The sequence below is a fragment of the Pseudomonas sp. NBRC 111139 genome (assembly GCF_001753955.1).
Classification (GTDB): domain Bacteria; phylum Pseudomonadota; class Gammaproteobacteria; order Pseudomonadales; family Pseudomonadaceae; genus Aquipseudomonas; species Aquipseudomonas alloputida.
Genome location: NZ_BCBP01000066.1, coordinates 18,293 through 38,596, shown reverse-complemented (window position 1 = coordinate 38,596; position 20,304 = coordinate 18,293). Strand labels below are relative to the sequence as shown.

At 62.6% G+C, this 20,304-nt stretch carries 21 protein-coding genes and 6 tRNA genes; 16 read left to right on the top strand and 11 right to left on the bottom strand.

Translation table 11 applies throughout. The annotated features are described in order from the left end of the window. Positions 1 to 63: 63 nt before the first annotated feature. A tRNA-Thr gene (locus BJQ17_RS23880) sits at positions 64 to 139 on the bottom strand. 71 nt (positions 140 to 210) lie between these two features. Beyond that, a complete protein-coding gene (locus BJQ17_RS23875) occupies positions 211 to 621 on the bottom strand; it encodes a pilin (RefSeq protein WP_012051131.1) in 411 nt (136 codons plus the stop codon). Positions 622 to 837: 216 nt separating this feature from the next. Between BJQ17_RS23875 and BJQ17_RS23870 the strand changes: the two genes are divergently transcribed. The 4 genes from BJQ17_RS23870 to yacG are packed head-to-tail and all read left to right on the top strand — an operon-like array spanning position 838 to position 3,735. Beyond that, positions 838 to 2,046 (top strand): type II secretion system F family protein, encoded by a 1,209-nt coding sequence (locus BJQ17_RS23870; RefSeq protein WP_070096751.1) that lies wholly within the window; start codon positions 838 to 840, stop codon positions 2,044 to 2,046. A gap of 2 nt (positions 2,047 to 2,048) precedes the next feature. After that, the gene (locus BJQ17_RS23865; RefSeq protein WP_070096750.1) at positions 2,049 to 2,915 is read left to right on the top strand and encodes an A24 family peptidase; all 867 of its coding nucleotides are present in this window, start codon (positions 2,049 to 2,051) and stop codon (positions 2,913 to 2,915) included. Further along, the gene (gene coaE, locus BJQ17_RS23860; RefSeq protein WP_070096749.1) at positions 2,915 to 3,538 is read left to right on the top strand and encodes a dephospho-CoA kinase; all 624 of its coding nucleotides are present in this window, start codon (positions 2,915 to 2,917) and stop codon (positions 3,536 to 3,538) included. Before BJQ17_RS23865 ends, coaE begins: the two co-directional genes overlap by 1 nt. Further along, the gene (gene yacG / locus BJQ17_RS23855) at positions 3,535 to 3,735 is read left to right on the top strand and encodes a DNA gyrase inhibitor YacG (protein ID WP_003247540.1); all 201 of its coding nucleotides are present in this window, start codon (positions 3,535 to 3,537) and stop codon (positions 3,733 to 3,735) included. Before coaE ends, yacG begins: the two co-directional genes overlap by 4 nt. A 188-nt stretch (positions 3,736 to 3,923) precedes the next feature. On the opposite strand, the gene BJQ17_RS23850 is transcribed toward yacG, so the two are convergent. Continuing rightward, positions 3,924 to 4,631: an energy-coupling factor ABC transporter permease gene (locus tag BJQ17_RS23850; RefSeq protein WP_014859437.1), complete on the bottom strand. Its 708-nt coding sequence runs from the start codon at positions 4,629 to 4,631 to the stop codon at positions 3,924 to 3,926. Positions 4,632 to 4,717: 86 nt separating this feature from the next. Here BJQ17_RS23850 and BJQ17_RS23845 point away from each other — a divergent pair, with 86 nt between their 5' ends. The 4 genes from BJQ17_RS23845 to BJQ17_RS23830 all read left to right on the top strand — a co-directional run bounded on the left by BJQ17_RS23845 (position 4,718) and on the right by BJQ17_RS23830 (position 7,520). Then, on the top strand, positions 4,718 to 5,149 hold the full coding sequence (locus BJQ17_RS23845) for a hypothetical protein (RefSeq protein WP_003247544.1): 432 nt from the start codon (positions 4,718 to 4,720) through the stop codon (positions 5,147 to 5,149). A 55-nt stretch (positions 5,150 to 5,204) separates the two neighbouring features. Beyond that, the gene (locus tag BJQ17_RS23840; RefSeq protein ID WP_003247546.1) at positions 5,205 to 5,834 is read left to right on the top strand and encodes a DUF1780 domain-containing protein; all 630 of its coding nucleotides are present in this window, start codon (positions 5,205 to 5,207) and stop codon (positions 5,832 to 5,834) included. Between the two features lie 132 nt (positions 5,835 to 5,966). Then, a complete protein-coding gene (locus BJQ17_RS23835; protein WP_008091951.1) occupies positions 5,967 to 6,140 on the top strand; it encodes a DUF3094 domain-containing protein in 174 nt (57 codons plus the stop codon). Between the two features lie 84 nt (positions 6,141 to 6,224). Further along, positions 6,225 to 7,520 (top strand): NAD(P)/FAD-dependent oxidoreductase, encoded by a 1,296-nt coding sequence (locus BJQ17_RS23830; RefSeq protein WP_003247549.1) that lies wholly within the window; start codon positions 6,225 to 6,227, stop codon positions 7,518 to 7,520. Between the two features lie 191 nt (positions 7,521 to 7,711). On the opposite strand, the gene BJQ17_RS23825 is transcribed toward BJQ17_RS23830, so the two are convergent. The 8 genes from BJQ17_RS23825 to rluD form a co-directional block, all read right to left on the bottom strand. Continuing rightward, positions 7,712 to 7,787, bottom strand: a tRNA-Lys gene (locus BJQ17_RS23825). A gap of 5 nt (positions 7,788 to 7,792) precedes the next feature. Beyond that, a tRNA-Pro gene (locus BJQ17_RS23820) sits at positions 7,793 to 7,869 on the bottom strand. A 46-nt stretch (positions 7,870 to 7,915) separates the two neighbouring features. Continuing rightward, positions 7,916 to 7,991 (bottom strand) — tRNA-Lys (locus BJQ17_RS23815). 6 nt (positions 7,992 to 7,997) lie between these two features. Then, positions 7,998 to 8,074 (bottom strand) — tRNA-Pro (locus tag BJQ17_RS23810). 4 nt (positions 8,075 to 8,078) lie between these two features. Beyond that, positions 8,079 to 8,154, bottom strand: a tRNA-Asn gene (locus tag BJQ17_RS23805). A 444-nt stretch (positions 8,155 to 8,598) separates the two neighbouring features. Further along, positions 8,599 to 11,163, bottom strand: a complete 2,565-nt coding sequence (clpB, locus tag BJQ17_RS23800; RefSeq protein ID WP_070096748.1) for an ATP-dependent chaperone ClpB — start codon at positions 11,161 to 11,163, stop codon at positions 8,599 to 8,601. A gap of 249 nt (positions 11,164 to 11,412) precedes the next feature. Further along, complete coding sequence (gene pgeF, locus BJQ17_RS23795) at positions 11,413 to 12,153, bottom strand: peptidoglycan editing factor PgeF (RefSeq protein ID WP_003247552.1); 741 nt, start codon at positions 12,151 to 12,153, stop codon at positions 11,413 to 11,415. Continuing rightward, positions 12,150 to 13,112: a 23S rRNA pseudouridine(1911/1915/1917) synthase RluD gene (rluD, locus tag BJQ17_RS23790; protein WP_003247554.1), complete on the bottom strand. Its 963-nt coding sequence runs from the start codon at positions 13,110 to 13,112 to the stop codon at positions 12,150 to 12,152. The genes pgeF and rluD overlap by 4 nt, the downstream gene beginning before the upstream one ends. Positions 13,113 to 13,259: 147 nt before the next feature. Between rluD and BJQ17_RS23785 the strand changes: the two genes are divergently transcribed. The 8 genes from BJQ17_RS23785 to BJQ17_RS23750 all read left to right on the top strand — a co-directional run bounded on the left by BJQ17_RS23785 (position 13,260) and on the right by BJQ17_RS23750 (position 20,274). Next, a complete protein-coding gene (locus BJQ17_RS23785) occupies positions 13,260 to 14,279 on the top strand; it encodes an outer membrane protein assembly factor BamD (RefSeq protein ID WP_003247556.1) in 1,020 nt (339 codons plus the stop codon). Positions 14,280 to 14,373: 94 nt separating this feature from the next. Continuing rightward, positions 14,374 to 14,604: a PP0621 family protein gene (locus BJQ17_RS23780; protein WP_060538609.1), complete on the top strand. Its 231-nt coding sequence runs from the start codon at positions 14,374 to 14,376 to the stop codon at positions 14,602 to 14,604. Between the two features lie 218 nt (positions 14,605 to 14,822). Further along, positions 14,823 to 15,587: a FadR/GntR family transcriptional regulator gene (locus BJQ17_RS23775; RefSeq protein WP_003247561.1), complete on the top strand. Its 765-nt coding sequence runs from the start codon at positions 14,823 to 14,825 to the stop codon at positions 15,585 to 15,587. 90 nt (positions 15,588 to 15,677) lie between these two features. Next, positions 15,678 to 16,880: an ABC transporter substrate-binding protein gene (locus BJQ17_RS23770; RefSeq protein WP_003247562.1), complete on the top strand. Its 1,203-nt coding sequence runs from the start codon at positions 15,678 to 15,680 to the stop codon at positions 16,878 to 16,880. A gap of 65 nt (positions 16,881 to 16,945) precedes the next feature. After that, the gene (locus BJQ17_RS23765; RefSeq protein ID WP_003247565.1) at positions 16,946 to 17,806 is read left to right on the top strand and encodes a branched-chain amino acid ABC transporter permease; all 861 of its coding nucleotides are present in this window, start codon (positions 16,946 to 16,948) and stop codon (positions 17,804 to 17,806) included. A gap of 1 nt (position 17,807) precedes the next feature. Further along, positions 17,808 to 18,827 (top strand): branched-chain amino acid ABC transporter permease, encoded by a 1,020-nt coding sequence (locus BJQ17_RS23760; protein WP_003247567.1) that lies wholly within the window; start codon positions 17,808 to 17,810, stop codon positions 18,825 to 18,827. After that, positions 18,827 to 19,579, top strand: coding sequence for an ABC transporter ATP-binding protein (locus BJQ17_RS23755; RefSeq protein WP_060538610.1), 753 nt, complete (start codon positions 18,827 to 18,829; stop codon positions 19,577 to 19,579). Before BJQ17_RS23760 ends, BJQ17_RS23755 begins: the two co-directional genes overlap by 1 nt. After that, the gene (locus BJQ17_RS23750; protein WP_003247569.1) at positions 19,579 to 20,274 is read left to right on the top strand and encodes an ABC transporter ATP-binding protein; all 696 of its coding nucleotides are present in this window, start codon (positions 19,579 to 19,581) and stop codon (positions 20,272 to 20,274) included. Before BJQ17_RS23755 ends, BJQ17_RS23750 begins: the two co-directional genes overlap by 1 nt. Positions 20,275 to 20,304 lie beyond the last annotated feature (30 nt).

Genomic DNA, 20,304 nt, shown 5'->3' with positions numbered 1-20,304 from the left:
CCCGCACAAGGCGGGCTTCTATTGGTGCCAGGTAGCGATAAATCGCCATAGGCCAACTGATTCTGGTGCCGGAGACAGGAATCGAACCTGCGACCTTCGCGTTACGAGTGCGCTGCTCTACCGACTGAGCTACACCGGCGTGTAGCGCAACGTACCACTGCTCACACCCGTAACGCAAACCCCTGTTTCCGCTGGTTTATTGCCCTGCCCTCAAGCCCCCTTGCACCCTTTGGGCGCCAGGTCTTCCTCGATGTCGGTCGTGCACGCCCAGCCGCTGGCCGAACGCGTCAGGGTCAGGGCCTTGCCCAACGCGTTGGCCGGCGCATCCACCAGGGTGCAGACAATGCTGCCGCTACCATCCGCGGCCTTGCCGCTCGCCGTGATCGCACAATGCGCCGTCGCCGGCTGGCCACCCAGCGCGGCGACATCCGCTACATCCTTTCCATCATTCAGCCGCAGATCCATCGCCGTCTTCAGAGCGCTGATCTCCAGCAACCCGGCCGCGGCTTTGGAGCGTGCCTGGTGGTTGGTGTACATCGGTAAGGCGATGGTCGCCAGAATGCCGATGATCGCGACGACGATCATCAGTTCGATCAGGGTGATACCGCGTTGCCCTTTCATGAACGTAGTTCCTTTTTGATTCGCTTACACATTGAGGTCAGTTGCGCCCCAACCGGCAGCGGCGCAGTAGGCCTGAACAGACACCTTTTGTCACCCCTGCCCGCACGGGCGTCATCTTCGCTGAACTACTCTAGTGAGCATCACGGACGCGTGCCCTTGCATGGACGCGGCAAGCTGTTTCCAGGCTTGTCGCCGGGGCTGAACAAGGACCTTTGCATGACTTCATCTTCACTTCTCTACCGCTGGCACGGCACCGACGCCAATGGCACGCCGGTCAGCGGCCAAACACCCGGGCGCAGCCCGGCTTATGTGCGTGCCGGGCTGATTCGCCAGGGCATTACGGTGGCGAGTTTGCGGCCGGCCAGCGGGCTGGCGTTCAGCTTGCCAAAGCGGCGCGAAAAGGCCGACCCGGCGGGGTTCAGCCGGCAGTTGGCGACGTTGCTCAAGGCCGGGGTGCCGCTGCTGCAGGCGTTCGAGGTGATGGGCCGCAGTGGTTGCGATGCGGCGCAGGCGACGTTGCTGGAAAGATTGAAACAGGATGTGGCCTCGGGCCTGGGGTTGGCGGATGCGTTGCAGCGTCACCCGGCATGGTTCGATGCGCTGTATTGCAACCTGGTACGGGTGGGCGAGCAGTCCGGTACGCTCGACCGGCAGCTGGAGCAGCTGGCCGGCATGCTGGAACAGCGTCGGGTGCTGCACAAGAAGGTGCGCAAGGCGATGATCTACCCGCTGCTGCTGTTGCTGACCGGGCTGGGGGTGTCGGCGATCTTGTTGCTGGAGGTGATTCCGAAATTCGAGAGCATGTTCTCGGGCATGGGCGCGGCGTTGCCAGCATTTACCCAATGGGTGATCAACTTGTCCACAGGGCTAAGCCAGTTTGCGCCGCTGCTGCTGGTGATGGGCTTGGTGCTGGGTGTTGCCGTGCGCCAGCTTTACCGGCAGCACGCGCCAGCGCGCCTGTGGATATCTCGGCGGGTGCTGGGCTTGCCCGTGTTTGGCAAGTTGCTGGGGCAGGCCGCGTTGGCGCGGTTTGCGCGCAGCCTGGCAACGTCCTACGGCGCCGGGGTGCCGTTGCTGGATGCGCTGGGGACGGTGGCGCGGGTAACAGGTGGCGACCTGCACGAGCAGGCGGTGTTGCGGCTGCGCCAAGGCATGGCCAATGGGCAAGGGCTGAACCAGGCGATGGCCGGTGAACCGTTGTTTCCCCCCTTGCTGGTGCAGTTGACGGCCATCGGTGAATCCAGCGGCACGCTGGACCAGATGCTGGAAAAAGCCGCCAGCCATTACGAGGAACAGGTCAGCCAGGCGCTGGACCAGTTGACCAGCCTGCTGGAGCCGGCCATCGTGCTGATCCTGGGCTTGCTGGTGGGTGGCCTGGTGGTGGCGATGTACCTGCCGATCTTCCAGTTGGGTAGTTTGATCTGAACATGACTTTATGGGCTTTGCTGGCTGAACAGCCAGCGTATTTCCTCACCCTTGCCACGGTGCTCGGCCTGCTGGTGGGCAGCTTTATCAACGTGCTGGTATATCGCCTGCCGATCATGCTGGAGCGCCAATGGCAGCGTGAGGCGCAAGAGGTGTTGGGGCTGCCGACCACGCAGCACGCGCGTTTCGACCTGTGCCTGCCCGCCTCCCGGTGCCCACACTGCGCGCACCGGATTCGTGCGTGGGAGAACATTCCGGTCATCAGCTACCTGGCCTTGGGCGGGCGCTGTTCGTCCTGCAAAAACCGCATCAGCCTGCGTTACCCGGTAGTGGAAGTGGCCAGCGCGCTGCTGTCGCTGGTAGTGGCCTGGCGCTTCGGCGCTTCGGTAGAGGCGTTGCTGGCGTTGCCGCTGACCTGGTGCCTGCTGGCGCTGAGCCTGATCGATGCGGACCACCAGCTGCTGCCGGATGTGCTGGTGCTGCCGACCATGTGGCTAGGGCTGATCGTCAATGCCTTTGGCATCCATGTGCCCCTGGCCGACGCACTGTGGGGCGCAGTGGCCGGGTACCTCAGCCTGTGGACGGTGTACTGGGTGTTCAGGCTGGTCACCGGCAAGGAAGGCATGGGCTATGGCGATTTCAAGCTGATGGCGCTGATCGGGGCGTGGGGGGGTTGGCAGGTGCTGCCGTTGACGCTGCTGTTGTCGTCGGTGGTGGGGGCGCTTGTTGGCCTGTACCTGCTGCGTTTTCGCCGGCATGCCATGGGCACGGCAATCCCGTTTGGCCCTTATCTGGCAATTGCGGGGTGGATTGCCGTGCTCTGGGGTGATGAAATATACGCCTCATACATGCAACTGCTTGGATACTGATGACCACTGCGGCCTTTACCCCCTGGATTCTCGGCCTGACCGGCGGCATTGGTAGCGGCAAAAGCGCCGCTGCCGAGCGCTTTGTCGAGCTTGGCGTACACCTGGTCGATGCCGACCAGGCGGCGCGCTGGGTTGTCGAACCTGGTCGCCCGGCCCTGGCCAGCATCGTCGAGCGCTTCGGCCCGGGCGTGCTGCAGGGCGACGGCCAGCTCGATCGCGCCGCCCTGCGCCAGCTGATTTTCGCCGACCCGGCGCAACGCAAATGGCTGGAGCAACTGCTGCACCCGCTGATCGGTCAGGAGATTTTCAGCTATCTGGCCAAGGCGCAGTCGCCTTATGCGGTCTATGTGTCGCCGCTGCTGATCGAATCGGGCCAGCACCATAAGACCCAACGCGTACTGGTGATCGATGCGCCGCAGGACCTGCAAATAGCCCGTACCCTGGCGCGGGACAACACCAGTGCCGAGCACGTGCAGGCCATTTTGCAGGCGCAGTTGGCCCGTGAGGATCGCCTGCGCCATGCCGATGATGTGGTGGTCAACGACGGCGGCCAGGCCGCGCTGCATGAGCAGATTGACCGCCTGCACCACTTTTACCTGACTTTGAAAGGAGGCCAGCCATGAGCCAGCCATTGACCGTCGATTGCCCAACTTGCGGCGCGCCTGTGGAATGGAGCGAAAAAAACGCGTTCCGACCGTTTTGTTCGGACCGTTGCAAGCTGATCGACCTGGGCGCCTGGGCAGCCGAGGAGCACAAGATTGCGGGGTCGGAAGGGTCCGAAGATGAGCTGTATTCGGGGGACCTGGAGCCGCGGCATTGAGCTGATTGCAAGGCGGCTGTGCCGGCCTGTGGGAGCGGCCTTGTGTCGCGAAAGGGCTGCGAAGCAGCCCCGGCATTTTTTTGAGTTACCACCGAATCTGGGGCTGCTTCGCAGCCCTTTCGCGACACAAGGCCGCTCCCACAGAGACCGCGTCAGGTTTTAGATGTGATGGCAGAGCCGCCGCATGATCACCGCTCATCTTCCTTCCAGGGCGCCTGCAAATACCGTGTGCGGTTGAAGGTTTCCAGCCACTCGGGGCAAAACACCACCAGCGCACTGATCACCATGCCGTTGATGAACGCCTCGGGGAACATCATCAGCCACAGGTAGCCCACAAAGTCGCTGAGCCACTCCGGCAGGGCAAAACGCCCGTCCAGCCACAACACCCCTAGCGCTGCGGGGACGCAAATCAGCACGGTCAGCGCTGCCGGGAAGAACCCCGAACAGAAGATATAAACGAACAGGTTTCGCGGCTGGGCGCGCTCGACCACTATCGCGCACACCTCGGTAATCAGCACCGGCAAACCAATCAGCAACAAGCCGTTCACCCCCAACGCCGCCAGGTCTTGTCGCCCAAGCGCCAGCAAGCCAAGCTGGGCCATGAAGCCACCCAGCACCGCCAGCGGCCAGTCCAGCAACAGGGTAACCGCCGTCATGCCAATAAAGTGGTACGACACCCCGGTATCAAAGTCGCGCCGCACCAGCCACAGCGCAAACAGGCAGAACACCGTGCCAAACAGCAAATGCTGGCGGCGCCGGTCGGTAAACAGTTCCACCCAGCGAACCCGGCTCACCGCCCAGATCAACAACGGCACATAACCCAGCCAGCCAAGGGTAAGGGTGGTGCCGGATAACACCTGCGCGCTGATCACCTGAACAATACCCTTTGCGGCCATGTGGATAAAACCGAGTCTACACCCATTCTCCCATTCCTTCGGCTGCGGTAGGCTGACGCTTCCATTCGATGCAGGAAGCATTGGTCATGCTGGAAGGAACCAACCCCGCCCTGCTACTGGCAGCGGCACTCAACGCCATCATCGGCGTACTTCACCTGGCCATCATCGCCGTAGGGCCGCGTTGGTACCGTTTGTTCGGGGCCGGTGAGCGCATGGCGGTGGCCGCCGAAAAGGGCCGCTGCTACCCGGCGCTGATCACCGCCGCTATCGCCTGCGTGTTGCAGGCCTGGTCGGCCTATGCGCTGTCGGCTGCCGGGGCGATCGGGCGGCTGCCCTTGCTGCTGCCAGTCATTTGCCTGATCACCCTGGTGTACTTGCTACGCGGTCTGCTGGGGCCAGGATTGCTGGCGGGCACCGGGCGTTCGCAGCGTTTTATCGTGGTCAGTTCGCTGATCTGCCTGGGCTTTGGCGTGGTGCATCTGGTCGGGCTGGTGCAGCAGTGGCCGGTGCTGGGCTGATTTTCACGCTTAAACAGCATCTTACCGTCATCGATTAGCGGCTAAGCTTGTCTGCATGGATGACTCAGACTACCTGCGCCTGCTTACCATCCAGGCCGAACAAGCCAATGCCTTTCTCTCCAACGCCCGTAAGTGGGAGCGGGAGCGTTGGGTGTGCCAGCGCCTGTTGCAGGGGCTGAACATTCCCTACCGCAGCGAGGACTTCACCCCGGCGGGGCAGGAGCCACCAGACGTGCTGTTCCGCGACGCCGCCTTCGAGGTGTTTTTCGTGCTCGACGAGGGCCGCCGGCTGAACGATGAATGGCGCGAGGAACTGCAGCGGCGGCGCAGTGCGTTTTCCCTGGCGCAGCTGGTACGCCGCGAAGCACGCCCGCGGCGCATCAGTGCCACCGAACTGCTGGGGCGCCTGGCGCCCACCTTGCGCAAAAAGGCACACAATTACCGGGAACGCGGGCTGGAGCTGAACGAGCTGGACATCATCGCGTTCTCCAGCCTCAAGCGCGAAGTGCTCGACCTCAACACCCACTTCCCGCCGCCTACCGAATACCTGCGCCAAGGCTGGCGTTCGCTGTCGCTGGTCGGGCCAACCTTTGCCCGGGTACTGTTTGCCCACCCCGATGCGCCGGATTTCCTGCGCGGCAACCTGGGCCGCAGCATCGTCTTCGACGTAGGCATCAGTCTTTGATCCAGTGCAGCGACTGTTTGCGATGGCGTACACTCGGCGCCAGGGATAGAAAGCATTATCATTTGTTTCAAGCGCCTGCGCGAACGCTGTAGCGTTTGCGCAGTCACAAACGTCTACCTGACGAGGCCCACCATGACCAGTCGCCTGAACCCGGAAGATCAGCGTCGTGTCGATGAGTATCTGCGAGCCCCCCAGCACCAAGTCGAGCGCAGGCCCTTCCGGCCGTGGCTGCTCCTTGTGCTGGTGCTGGCCGTGACCATCGGGTTGGGTCTCATCAGCCGCCTGCTGAGTGGACTGGTGCTATGAGCTGCTTCGCGCTCGCCCTCCCCTCGTGCAGTTTGCGGCCGGCCCCCAGGGCCACGAATTCCGTAAACCTTATGAGATATTCCCATGACTCATCGCATCGTGATTGTCGGCGGCGGCGCCGGCGGCCTGGAACTGGCGACCCGCCTGGGTAAAAGCCTGGGCAAGCGCAAGCAGGCCGAAATCACCTTGGTGGACACCAACCTCACGCACATCTGGAAGCCACTGCTGCACGAAGTGGCCGCCGGCTCGCTGAACTCCTCGGAAGACGAACTGAACTACGTGGCTCAGGCCAAGTGGAACCACTTCAATTTCCAGCTGGGGCGCATGAGCGGCCTGGACCGTGAAGGCAAGCAGATTCAACTGGCTGCCACCCTCGACGAAGAGGGCCGCGAGCTGCTGCCTGCGCGCACCCTGGGCTACGACACCCTGGTGATTGCCGTGGGCTCCAACACCAACGACTTCGGCACCCTGGGCGCAGCGCAGCACTGCCTGTTCCTGGATACCCGCAAGCAGGCAGAGCGTTTCCACCAGCAACTGCTGAACCACTACCTGCGTGCCCACGCCGGCGACGTGGCCAGCGAGAAAATCAGCGTGGCCATTGTCGGCGCCGGTGCCACCGGTGTAGAGCTGGCGGCCGAGTTGCACCACGCTGCCCACGAGCTGGCGGCCTATGGCCTGGACCGCATCCAGCCCAAGGACATGCACATCACCCTTATCGAGGCGGGCCCGCGCGTTCTGCCGGCGCTGCCGGAGCGCATCAGCGTACCGGTTCACAAAACCCTGGAAAAACTCGGTGTGAAGGTGATGACCAACGCCGCAGTCAGTGAAGTAACCGAGGACGGCCTGAAAACCAAGGACGGTGAAGTGATCCAGGCCAGCCTGAAGGTGTGGGCAGCCGGTATCCGCGCGCCAGGTTTCCTCAAGGACATCGATGGCCTGGAAACCAACCGCATCAACCAGCTGGTCGTGCGCCCTACCCTGCAAACCACCCGCGACGACAACATCTTCGCCTTCGGTGACTGCGCCGCCTGCCCGCAACCCGGCAGCGACCGTAACGTGCCGCCGCGCGCACAGGCGGCGCACCAGCAGGCTTCGATGCTGGCGCAAAGCCTGAAGGCGCGCCTGGAGAACAAGGCCCTGCCGACGTACGAGTACAAGGACTATGGCTCGCTGGTGTCGCTGTCGCGCTTCTCGGCGGTGGGCAACCTGATGGGTAACCTGATGGGCAGCGTGAAGCTGGAAGGCTGGCTGGCGCGGATGTTCTATGTGTCGCTGTACCGCATGCACCAGATGGCGCTGTACGGGTTCTTCCGCACGGCGTTGATGATGCTGGGCAGCAAGATTGGCCGGGGTACCGAGCCGCGCCTGAAGTTGCACTAACAGGCGCCCCCATGCCCTGTAGGCGCGGGTTTACCTGTGAATGCGATGGTGGCTGCACTGCCGCATTCGCGGGTGAACCCGCTCCTACAAAGGGGCGGTGTGGCAAATAGATGCAGGTGGGATTTGCACCGATGGGCGCATTTTTCGGGGCAAAAGAAAAAGGGCATCTCATGCGAGATGCCCTTTGTTCATGGTGGGTCGTGTAGGATTCGAACCTACGACCAATTGGTTAAAAGCCAACTGCTCTACCAACTGAGCTAACGACCCAAAAATGGTCGGGGTGAGGGGATTCGAACTCCTGACATCCTGCTCCCAAAGCAGGCGCGCTACCGGACTGCGCTACACCCCGAGTGTTTCAAAAAAAAGGGCATCTCTTTGAGATGCCCTTTTCTACATGGTGGGTCGTGTAGGATTCGAACCTACGACCAATTGGTTAAAAGCCAACTGCTCTACCAACTGAGCTAACGACCCGGAAAATGGTCGGGGTGAGGGGATTCGAACTCCTGACATCCTGCTCCCAAAGCAGGCGCGCTACCGGACTGCGCTACACCCCGAGATTGGCTCCGCGACCTGGACTCGAACCAGGGACCCAATGATTAACAGTCATTTGCTCTACCGACTGAGCTATCGCGGAACTGAACTTCGGTACAACTCCGAAGACCGTGTTCGCTTCGGACTCTTTAGCTTCTTCGCTTTCGCGTTGTCGCTGCTGAGGCCGGCTATTCTACATTCTTCGTTTTGCTTGTCAACCACTTTTTTTCATTCAACTTACTGATTTGTAAGTTGTTTTGCGATCACTGATGTTGCTGGTGATTCGCTTAGTGCCTGACAACGCGGCGTATATTAGGGGCACTCTAAATTTGATGCAAGCAAAAATTTCAAAAATTTCAGGCGGTTATCCAAGATTGGCGCAAAGGCCCGAAATAGCTGGGCTGTGCCGGCCCTTTCACGGCTAAACCCGCGCCTACGAGGGGCTGCCTAGCCTGCAAAAATCTGCGCAGGGTTGGCCGCGAAGGGGCCGGCATGGGCAACAGGCAGAAAAAAGCCCCGCAAACGCGGGGCTCATGGTGCAACACAATCAGCCGAAGACGATTTCGTCGCCTTCCACCTTGGCGGTGATCGCCGTACCGGGCAGGAACTTGCCGGCCAGAATCAGCTGCGCCAGCGGGTTCTCGATCCAGCGCTGGATCGCCCGCTTCAGCGGCCGTGCGCCGTACACCGGGTCGTAACCCACAGCAATCAGCTTGTCCAACGCCTCTGGGCTCAGGCTCAGCGACAGTTCGCGCTCCAGCAGGCGGCTGCGCAGGCGGCCGAGTTGGATTTCGGTAATACCGGCAATCTGCTCGCGGCCCAATGGCTCGAACACCACCACTTCGTCGATGCGGTTGATGAACTCCGGACGGAAGTGCGCCCCCACCGCATCCATCACTGCCGCACGCTGTGCCTCGCGGTCACCCACCAGTTCCTGAATCTGCGCCGAGCCCAGGTTGGAGGTCATCACGATCACGGTGTTGCGGAAGTCCACGGTGCGCCCGTGGCTGTCAGTCAGGCGGCCGTCTTCCAGCACCTGCAGCAGCACGTTAAACACATCCGGGTGGGCTTTTTCCACCTCGTCCAGCAGCACCACCGAGTAAGGCTTGCGCCGCACAGCCTCGGTCAGGTAACCGCCCTCTTCATACCCTACATAGCCTGGCGGTGCACCGATCAGGCGCGCTACGGAGTGCTTCTCCATGAATTCGGACATGTCGATGCGCACCATCGCCTCTTCGGTGTCGAACAGGAACTCGGCCAGCGCCTTGCACAGTTCGGTCTTGCCCACACCGGTCGGGCCGAGGAACAGGAACGAACCACTTGGCCGGTTCGGGTCGGACAGGCCGGCACGCGAGCGGCGCACGGCGTTGGCTACGGCGGTTACCGCCTCGTTCTGGCCAATCACGCGCTGGTGCAGCAGCTCTTCCATCTTCAGCAGCTTCTCACGCTCGCCTTCGAGCATCTTGGCCACAGGAATGCCGGTCCACTTCGACACCACTTCGGCAATTTCTTCCTCGGTGACCTTGTTGCGCAGCAACTGGTTTTCGGTCTTGCCGTGCTGGTCGACCATCTGCAGGCTGCGCTCCAGGTCCGGGATCACCCCGTACTGCAGTTCGGCCATGCGGTTCAGGTCGCCTTTGCGACGGGCGGCTTCCAGCTCCTGGCGAGACTGCTCGATCTTTTGCTGGATCTGCGCCGAGCCCTGCACTTCAGCTTTCTCCGAAGCCCAGATTTCTTCCAGGTCGGAATACTCACGCTCCAGCCGCTCGATTTCCTCGGTCAGCTTCTCTAGGCGCTTTTTCGCCGCTTCGTCTTCTTCTTTCTTCAGCGCCTGCGACTCCACCTTCAGCTGGATCAGGCGGCGATCAAGGCGGTCGAGCACTTCTGGCTTGGAGTCAATCTCCATGCGGATGCGGCTGGCCGCTTCGTCGATCAGGTCAATGGCCTTGTCCGGCAGCTGGCGGTCGGTAATGTAGCGGTGGCTGAGCTTGGCCGCAGCGATGATTGCACCGTCGGTGATGGCCACCTTGTGGTGCACTTCATAGCGCTCTTTCAGGCCACGCAGGATGGCGATGGTGTCTTCCTCGCTCGGCTCCTCGACCAGCACCTTCTGGAAGCGGCGCTCCAGGGCGGCGTCCTTTTCGATGAACTGGCGGTACTCGTTCAGCGTGGTGGCACCTACGCAATGCAGCTCGCCGCGGGCCAGGGCCGGCTTGAGCATGTTGCCGGCGTCCATGGCACCCTCGCCTTTGCCGGCGCCGACCATGGTGTGCAGTTCGTCGATGAACAGGATGATCTGGCCTTCCTGCTTGGACAGTTCGTTCAGCAGGCTTTTCAAGCGCTCTTCGAACTCACCGCGGTACTTGGCACCGGCAATCAGCGCGCCCATGTCCAGCGCCAGCAGCCGCTTGCCTTTGAGGCCGTCGGGCACTTCACCATTGATGATGCGCTGGGCCAGGCCTTCGGCGATGGCGGTTTTACCCACGCCAGGCTCACCGATCAGCACCGGGTTGTTCTTGGTACGGCGTTGCAGCACCTGCACGGTACGGCGGATTTCATCGTCACGGCCAATGACCGGGTCCAGCTTGCCCTCTTCGGCACGCTTGGTCAGGTCGACGGTGTATTTGTCCAGCGCCTGGCGCGATTCCTCGGCGTTGGCGTCATTCACTGCCGCGCCGCCACGCAGGTTGTTGATGGCATTTTCCAGCGCTTTCTTGCTCACGCCTTGGCTCAGCAGCAGCTTGCCGAGCTTGCTGTTTTCGTCCATGGCGGCCAACAGCACAAGCTCGCTGGAAATGAACTGGTCGCCCTTCTGCTGTGCCAGGCGGTCTGCCTGGTTAAGCAGGCGTGCCAAGTCCTGCGACATGTTCACGTCGCCGGTAGGGTTCTGTATTTTTGGCAGTTGGTCGAGCTCTTTCACCAGCCCCTGGCGCAGGCCATTGATGTCGAAGCCTACCTGCATCAGCAGCGGTTTGATGGAGCCGCCCTGCTGTTCGAGCAGCGCCTGTAACAGGTGCACGGGCTCGATGGCAGGGTGGTCCATGCCAACGGCCAAAGATTGGGCATCGGATATTGCAAGTTGCAGCTTGCTGGTTAAACGGTCTATTCGCATGGTGTACCTTCCTTTAAAGGGCAGGTCGGAGCGATGGACAGCGCCTGTTTATAAAGAAACCTGCCTGAGATGACTTTATAGATAAGGCTGATTCTGGAAGATTCAAGCGTAGCGGGGTTGACCAAAGTCAACCTGTTGGATTAACGGGGGCCATTCGCGGGCATGCTCGCCCCCACAGGTACACCACCGGTTTCAATGTTTGCAGAATCACTGTAGGAGCGGGCGTGCCAGCGAAGAGGCCGGTACAGGCTAGCGCGGGTCCAGCCAGACCAACGATGCAAAACGCCCACCCTGCGGGGTACGGCGATAGGAGAAGAACCGCGCATCACTGACCGTGCACAAACCACCGCCATAAACAGCAGTCACGCCACGGGCAGCCAGGCGAATACGCGCCAGCTCATAGATATCCGCCAACAGCTTGCCTGGCCGTTCGCCGTCGACGAATGCCCGAGCTGCTTGCGGGTGCACGGCGGTAAAGGCATCACGCACTTCCAGCCCCACTTCGAACGCTTGCGGGCCGATGGCAGGCCCCAACCACACCAGCACCTCTTCTGGCGGCAGCGCCAGCCGGTCCAGCGTGGCTTCCAGCACGCCACCCGCCAGCCCGCGCCAGCCAGCATGCGCCGCCGCCACGCGGGTGCCGGCACGGTCGCAGAACAGCGCAGGCAGGCAATCGGCGGTCATCACGGTGCAGGCAATGCCAGGCTGGTGGGTCCAGCTGGCATCGGCCTCGGCGACCACCGCCGGGTCGGCATCCGCCACCACCCGCCCATGCACCTGCTTGAGCCAGGCCGGTTGGATGGTGAACTGTTCGCTCAGGCGGCGGCGGTTCTCGGCGACCGCGGCAGGGTCATCCCCAACATGGTCGCCGAGGTTGAAGGTTTCGTAGGGCGGCAGGCTTACTCCGCCCTGACGGGTGGTGACACAGGCGCGGACCGAAGCCGGGGCCGGCCAGTCGGGGAACAGCAACGCCTGCGTCAGGTCACTCATCCGATGAAACTCTCGCGGTCCTGGTTCAGCAGCGACAGCAACCAGACGAAGTCATCCGGCAGTGGCGATTCCCACTTCATGACTTCACCGGTAATCGGGTGGGCCAAGGCGAGGAAACGCGCATGCAGCGCCTGGCGCGGGAAGGTCTTGACCGCCTCGACCATGGTCGGGCTGGCAGCGGGCGGAATACGGAAGCGCCCGCCGTATGTCTGGTCGCCAACCAGTGGGAAACCCACGTGGGCCATGTGCACGCGAATCTGGTGGGTACGGCCGGTTTCCAGCTTGACCCGCACATGGGTGTGCGAGCGGAAGCGCTTGAGTACGCGGTAGTGGCTGACCGCCGGCTTGCCGCCGTCGGTTACAGCCATGCGCTGGCGCATGCCGCCGTGACGGCCGATGGGCGCGTCGATCTTGCCACCGGCAGTCACCACGCCAATCACGATGCACTCGTAGATGCGGCTGACCTTGCGGGCCTGCATCTGCTCGACCAGCTTGGTCTGCGCCTGCAGGGTCTTGGCCACCACCATCAGGCCGGTGGTGTCCTTGTCCAGGCGGTGCACGATACCGGCGCGCGGCACGTTGACGATGTCTGGCACATGGTGCAGCAGCGCGTTGAGCAGGGTACCGCTGGCATGCCCGGCCGCCGGGTGCACAACCAGCCCGGCAGGCTTGTTGATCACCAGGATGTGGTCGTCTTCGTAGACGATATCCAGTTCGATATCTTCTGCGATCCACTCGCCCTGGGCCTCTTGTTCGGCCTCCAGGGCAAGCAGAGAGCCACCATGAACAAGGTCTCGAGGGCGCACGACTGCACCATCGACCGTCAGGCGGCCCTCTTTGATCCACGAAGTTAGCCGCGAACGCGAGTACTCGGCGAACAATTGGGCGGCGACCTGGTCGAGGCGTTGGCCGCCCAGTTCGGACGGTACCTCTGCGCTAAGTTGAATGATCTCGGACATGCTCGATTCGGCGGGCGCACAGCCTTTGGTTTCGGCTGCGAGCTTGTGGTTAAATACGGCTTCTTTTGTCCCGGGGTTGGCCGGGGCGCTCATCATAACAGGACGGCACCGCCCAAGACAGCGGCCGTCAAAGGGACGCAAGCCGCCATGCGAGTGAAACACCTGCTGCTGATCGCCATCCTCGGGCTTACCGCGGCCTGTTCCTCTAATAAAGAGGTCATTGACGAGAACCTCAGCGAGGCCGAACTGTACCAGCAGGCCCAGGCTGATCTGGACAACTCCAGCTACACCAGCGCCGTGAACAAGCTCAAGGCCCTGGAGTCGCGCTACCCGTTCGGCCGCTATGCCGATCAGGCGCAGCTCGAGCTGATCTACGCCAACTACAAGAATTCCGAGCCCGAGGCCGCCAAGTCGGCCGCCGAGCGCTTCATCCGCCTGCACCCGCAGCACCCGAACGTCGATTACGCCTACTACCTCAAGGGCCTGACCTCGTTCGACCAGGACCGTGGCCTGCTGGCGCGCTTCCTGCCGCTGGACATGACCAAACGTGACCCGGGCGCCGCCCGCGACTCGTACAACGAGTTCGCCCAGCTGACCAGCCGCTTCCCCAACAGCCGCTACGCGCCAGACGCCAAGCAGCGCATGATCTACCTGCGCAACCTGCTGGCTTCGTACGAAATCCACGTGGCCGACTACTACCTGAGCCGCCAGGCTTATGTAGCGGCTGCCAACCGTGGCCGCTACGTGGTCGAAAACTTCCAGGAAACCCCGTCCGTCGGTGACGGCCTGGCGGTGATGGTCGAGTCGTACCAGAAGCTGCACCTGGACGAACTGGCCGCCACGAGCCTGGAAACCCTCAAGCTCAACTACCCGGACCACCCGAGCCTGGTCGATGGCGAGTTCCAGCCCAAGCAGACCGAGTCTGACGGCCGCGGCTGGCTGTCCAAGGCCACCTTGGGCCTGATCGAAACCGAGACCCCGCTGCCGCCAGGCGAAACCCGCGCCAACCAGGACGTGGTCAAGCAGTTCCAGGACGCGCGCGACGAGATGCCGCGAGAGCTGCTGCCTAAAGACGAGAACGGCGACCCGATCGTGCCGGAAGGCCCGAAAGAAGCCGAGAAAGACCGTTCCTGGTTCAGCTACATGACCTTTGGTCTGTTCGACTGACCTTCAGCGGTGAATGAAAGGGAGGCCTTGGGCCTCCCTTTTTTATTGGCCGCGTCCTAGACTGTTGGCTTCTTCAATCGACAAGCTGGACACCATGGTTCGCCTACTTTTCTGGATCGCCCTGATCGCCGCCGCGTTCTGGCTGTGGCGCAAGTTCAAAGTCAGCCAGCAGTCGCACCCCGAGGCGAAGCTGGATGCGCCGCTGAAGATGGTGCGCTGTGCCCATTGCGGCGTGCACCTGCCCAACGACCGGGCGCTGCAGCAGGGCAATGAGTGGTATTGCAGCCAGGCCCACCTGCAGCAAGGCCCAGGCCAAAAGGGCTGAACCCATGGGTCCCCCCCCTGTGTAGGAGCGGGTTCACCCGCGAATGCGTCAGTAGCGCCACTGCAGCATTCGCGGCTCCCCCACCCTACAGCCCCTCCCCACATATCCCTCCCCGACCCTTTCACACCATTTACGACCCCTCCCCACCGCCAGCATTGACCCGCCTGGGCAAAACTCGCTAAATCCTATTTATCCGCATAAATATGAAAAATAGCGAAATGCTCAAACCCAAACGCAAGCGCCAGAAGCTGTCCGATGTGATCGTCGAATCAGTCAAGCGCTCGATCGTCACCGAAGCGCTGCACCCCGGCGACCGCCTGCCCACCGAACGTGAGCTGATGGAGCATTTCGAATGTTCCAAGGGCACCGCCCGCGAAGCGCTCAAGGCGCTCGAAGTCGAAGGCCTGGTCAGCACCCGCACCGGCCCGACCGGGGGCGCCTACCTGAACGAAGTGGGCACCGAACCAGCCAGCCGCGCGCTGCGCAACTACCTGCATTTCCAGCACCTGGACGGCGAACAGGTGTACCAGCTGCGCAAAGTCATCGAGGTAGAACTGGCGGTGTCGGTGATGGGCAAGCTGAGCGAGGCCGATTATGCCGCGCTGCAGGCTAACATCGACTTCTGCAGCGCGCCGGAAGACAGCGAAGAAGGCCAGCGTGAGCAGCGCTTGGCGGAGCTTGAATTCCACACCCTGCTGGCCGACCGCTGCCCCAACCCGTTGCTGCGTTTCATGGCGGTGTTCCTCAACGACCTGCTGCGCGACCTGGTGGTGCTGAAAAAGGCCTACCTGCCCAAGCGCCAGCAGTTCGCCGCCGCCAACATCGACTACCACAAGCAACTGCTGACCGCCTTGCGCGCCAGCGACGAACCCGCCGTACGCCGGCTGATGCACGAACACATGTGCGACGCCGAGCACCATATGACCGCGCTGGAAGGCGAGGTTGCCCGTAACTTCCTGCTGGAGTTCGATCACCACCACTGATGCGCCTGTAAAGAGGCCTGCACACAGGCCCGGCCGTACCCGCTTTGTCATTGCCACTCCTGCCTAATAACCACAAACAAGGAGTTACTCATGCAAAGACGTACCCTGCTCAAGGCAGGCCTTGCCCTGGGTGCCTTAGGTAGCCTCCCCTTGGGGGCACACCGGGCATTCGCCGACCAACCGCTGACCTTCTATGGGCTCAAGTCCATGTCGGGCGCCTTCGCCAGCTACGGCAAGTACGCCGACATGGGCTCGCGCCTGGCCATCGCCGAGCACCCGCAGTTGCTCGGCCACCCGCTCAAGTACAAAGTCATCGACACCGAAGGCAACGCCGGCAAGGCGGTGCGCAAGGTGCAGGAAGCCATCGGCCAGGATGGCGCACGCTTCTTCCAGGGGTGCACCCTGTCGTCTTCGGCACTGGCGGTGTCCAAGGAAATCCACAAAGCCGGCGGCGTGTTCATGACGCCTGTGGGTGCCGATGAAATCACCGGCAAGGACTGCAATGCCTCAACCTTCCGCTGGTCGGTGCCCACCTATGGTGCCATCCGCGAAACCCTGGTGCCGATGAGCCGCCAGCTGCCCCAGGCCAAGCGCTGGTACACCATCACCCCGCAATACGTATTCGGCGATGCCCTGCTGGACAACGCCCGCAAAGTGTTCGCCGAGCTCGGCGTGGAACACATCGGCAACAGCTACCACTCGCTGCAGGAGCAGGAATTTTCCGGCTACCTGACCAACGCCATCGCCGCCAAGCCCGACGTGCTGGTGCTGCTCAACTTCGGTAGCCAGGCCTCCAACGCCCTGCGCCAGGCGGTCAACTTCGGCATCAAGGACCGCATGAAAGTGCTGATGGTGTGGTCTGCCGGCCTCGACCAGTTCCAGGAGCTGGGCAGCGACGTGCTCGAGGGCGTGTACCTGGGTGCGCAGTACTGGCACCAGGTCGACACCCCGCTGAACAAACAGTTGGTCGCCGCCACCCGCAAGGCCTATGGCATCAACCCCAACTACCCGCTGGCCGCCGACTACATCGGCACCAAGGTGATGCTCGAGGCCATCGTCAAGGCCGGCAGCCTGGACGGGGCCGCCGTGTCTGCGGCATTGCAAGGCATGCGCTTCCAGGGCCCGACCGGCGAAGAACTGATCCGCCCGGGTGACCACCAGGTGCTCAAGGATTACTACCTGCTGCGCGGCAAGCCCCAGGGGCAGATGCGCGACGAGGACGACCTGGCCGAAGTCATCAGTTCGGGCCGCTCGTTCGTCGAGGTCGATCACACCGGTTGCGCCCTGGCCTGAAGCTGCGGCGTTAGTCACAAACACTTGTACAGGCAGCCGCCCGGCGCGCTGTCGAGGGCACGCTCATGCTCGATTTGTACCTGTTCCAACTGCTCAACGGCCTGGGCCTGGGGATGATCTACTTCCTCATCGCCGTGGGCCTGACGATCATTTTCGGCCTGCTCAACTTCGTCAACTTCGCCCACGGCGCGTTTTTCTTGCTGGGCGCCTACCTGTGCTACACCGCCGTGGCCGTCACCGGCAACTTCTGGCTGGCGCTGCTGATTGCGCCACTGGTGGTGGCCGCGCTGGCCTGGGCGGTCGAGCGCCTGTTGATCAAACGCATCTACCACCTGCCGCACACCTTCCAGATCCTCGTCACCCTCGGCATCGCGCTGATCATCCAGGAAGCGTCGGTGCTGATCTGGGGCCCGGTGGGCAAGAACATTGCCGTACCACCTGAACTGCGCGGGGTGCTGATACTTGGCGACTTCATCTACCCCTACTACCGCTTGTTCCTGATCGGCTTCGCAGCGCTGATCGGTATTGGCCTGTGGCTGCTGCTGGAACGCACCCGTTTCGGCGCACTGGTGCGGGCCGGTAGCGAAAGCACCGAGACCGTGTCGCTGTTGGGCACCAACATTTTCCGCCTGTTCTCCCTGACATTCGCCCTGGGCGTGGGCCTGGCAGGTGTGGCGGGTGTGCTGTTTGCGCCGCTACGGGGCGCCCAGCCCTTCGTCGGCCCGGAAATCCTCGGCATTGCCTTCGTGGTGGTGGTGATTGGCGGCATGGGGTCGTTCGGCGGGGCGCTGGTTGGCGGCCTGCTGGTGGGTGTGGTGCAAAGCATGATGACCAGTCTCTGGCCGCAAGGCGCCAGCCTGATGATCTATGGCGCCATGGCAGCAGTGATTCTGGTCCGTCCCTACGGCCTGTTCGGGAGAGCCTGAGATGAGCGAGAAAAACCCATTGCCAGTCGCCAAGGGCCGCGCCCCGGCGCTGCTGTCGCTGGTAGTTGCCAGCCTGGTGGCGCTGCCGCTGTTGCTGCCCTCGGCCACCCTGGCCACCGAGATCCTGATCTTTGCCATGGCCGCACTGGCCTGCAACCTGCTGCTCGGCTACACCGGACTGCTGTCGTTCGGCCAGGGCATCTTCTTTGGCGTGGGCGCCTATGGCGCAGCGCTGCTGATGATCCACCTGCAGTGGGGCATGTTCGCCGCGCTGCTTGGCGCAGCTGTGTTCGGCGCCTTCCTCGCGCTGCTGGTGGGCGCACTGGCGATCCGTCGCACGGGCATCTACTTCGTCATGCTGACCCTGGCCTTCAGCCAGATGGCCTACTTCCTGGCCTATACCCTCAGCGGCTGGACCGGCGGTGACAACGGCCTGCTTGATGTGCCACGGCCGAATATCGAAATCGCCGGCCATGTGCTGGTCGACCTGGCCGATCCGCGGCACTTCTATGTGTTCGTCGCGGTGCTGTTCCTGTTGATCTTCGCCGCAGCCCTGCGGGTGATCCGTTCGCCATTCGGCAGCACCCTGCTGGCTATCCGTGAGAACGAGACCCGCGCCGCCGCCATCGGCTACGACACCCGCCATTTCAAGATTCTGGTGTTCATGCTGTCGGGCGCCATCACCGGCATCGCCGGGGCGCTGTACGCCATGCTGCTGCACTTTGCGCCGCTGTCGAACATCGACCTGATGATGAGCGAGAACATCCTGATCATGACCATCGTCGGCGGCACCGGCTCACTGTTCGGCTCGCTGCTGGGGGCCGGCGCCATCGTGCTGCTGGGTGACGTGCTGTCGGAACTTTGGCCACGCTGGCTGATGCTGCTGGGGGTGATCCTGATTCTGGTGGTGGTGTTCATGCGTGGCGGCCTGTGGGGCGGCCTGACCGAACTGGGCAAGCGCCTGCTGGCCACCCGCAATGCCGATGACAAACCCCAGGCCAAGACCAAGGAGACCCTGTGATGAGCGACTACCTCCTGGAAACCCGCGACCTGGAGCTGGCCTACGGGCCGTTCAAGGCGGTCGCGGGCGTTGACCTCAAAGTGCGAGCCGGCACCATCCACACCATTATCGGCCCCAACGGCGCCGGCAAGACCAGCCTGTTCCACTGCCTGACCGGCGAACGTCAGGCCACTGCCGGCAAGATCCTGTTCAATGGCCAGGACATCATTCGCAAGCCGTCCCACGGGCGGGTGGCACTTGGCATGGCGCGTTCGTTTCAGCTCACCAGCCTGTTCCAGAACCTTTCAGTGCGCGAGAACCTGCGCCTGGCCGCCCAAGGCCGTGATGGCCTGGGCGCGCTGAACTTCTGGCGCAGCGTCGAGCACAAGCGCAGCCACTGGAACACCGCCGACCAGGTGCTGGAGCGCCTGAAACTGAGCGCCCGTGCCGAAACACTGGCGGGCGAGCTGTCGCACGGCCAGCAAAGGGTGCTGGAAGTGGGCATGTCGATCTGCGCCAAGCCCTCCCTGCTGATGCTCGACGAACCCACTTCGGGCATGGGCATCGACGACATCCCGGTGATGACCGACCTGATCAGCGACCTTGGCCGCGACCATACCGTGCTACTGATCGAGCACAACATGAGCATTGTCATGTCGATCAGCCAGCGCATCACGGTGATGAGTCACGGCCAGATCCTGGTCGAGGGTACCCCTGAACAGGTGCGCAACGACGAGCGCGTACGCACCGCCTACCTTGGAGAGGCCGCCTGATGCTCAACGTCGATTCGATCCATTCCTACTACGACAAGAGCCATGTGCTCGAAGGTGTCTCGCTCAAGGTTGAGGCTGGCGAACTGGTAACGCTGCTGGGGCGCAACGGCGCAGGCAAGACCACCACCTTGCGCAGCATCCTTGGCATCGTCCGCCCACGGCAGGGGCAGATCAGCTTCAACGGCCAGCAACTGGTCGGCCGCGAAATCTTCGATATCGCCCGGCAGGGCATTGCCCTGGTGCCGGAGCACCGCGGCATCTTTCGCCAGCTCAGCGTCGAGGAGAACCTGAAGATTGCCGTGCGCAAGACCAGCCGCTGGCAGTTGGAGGACGTGTACAGCATGTTCCCGCGCCTGAAGGAGCGTCGCCGCAACGGTGGTTTTGCCCTGTCCGGTGGCGAGCAACAGATGCTCGCCATCGCCCGCGCCCTGCTCAACGGCCCCAGGCTGCTGATCCTCGACGAGCCCACCGAAGGCCTGGCCCCGGTGATTGTCGATGAACTGGTGAAGATCCTGCGACGGATCAAGGACGAAGGGCTGTCGATCCTGCTGGTAGAGCAGAACCTGATGGTCTGCGATGCCCTTGCTGATCGCCACTATGTGCTGGAGCAGGGCCGCGTCGCTTACCAAGGCAGTGCAGCGCAGTTCCGCGAGGACCCGAGCATCAAGAACCGTTACCTGGCCCTTAGCGCCTGACCCGACCGTGCTTACCTGTACCGGCCCTTT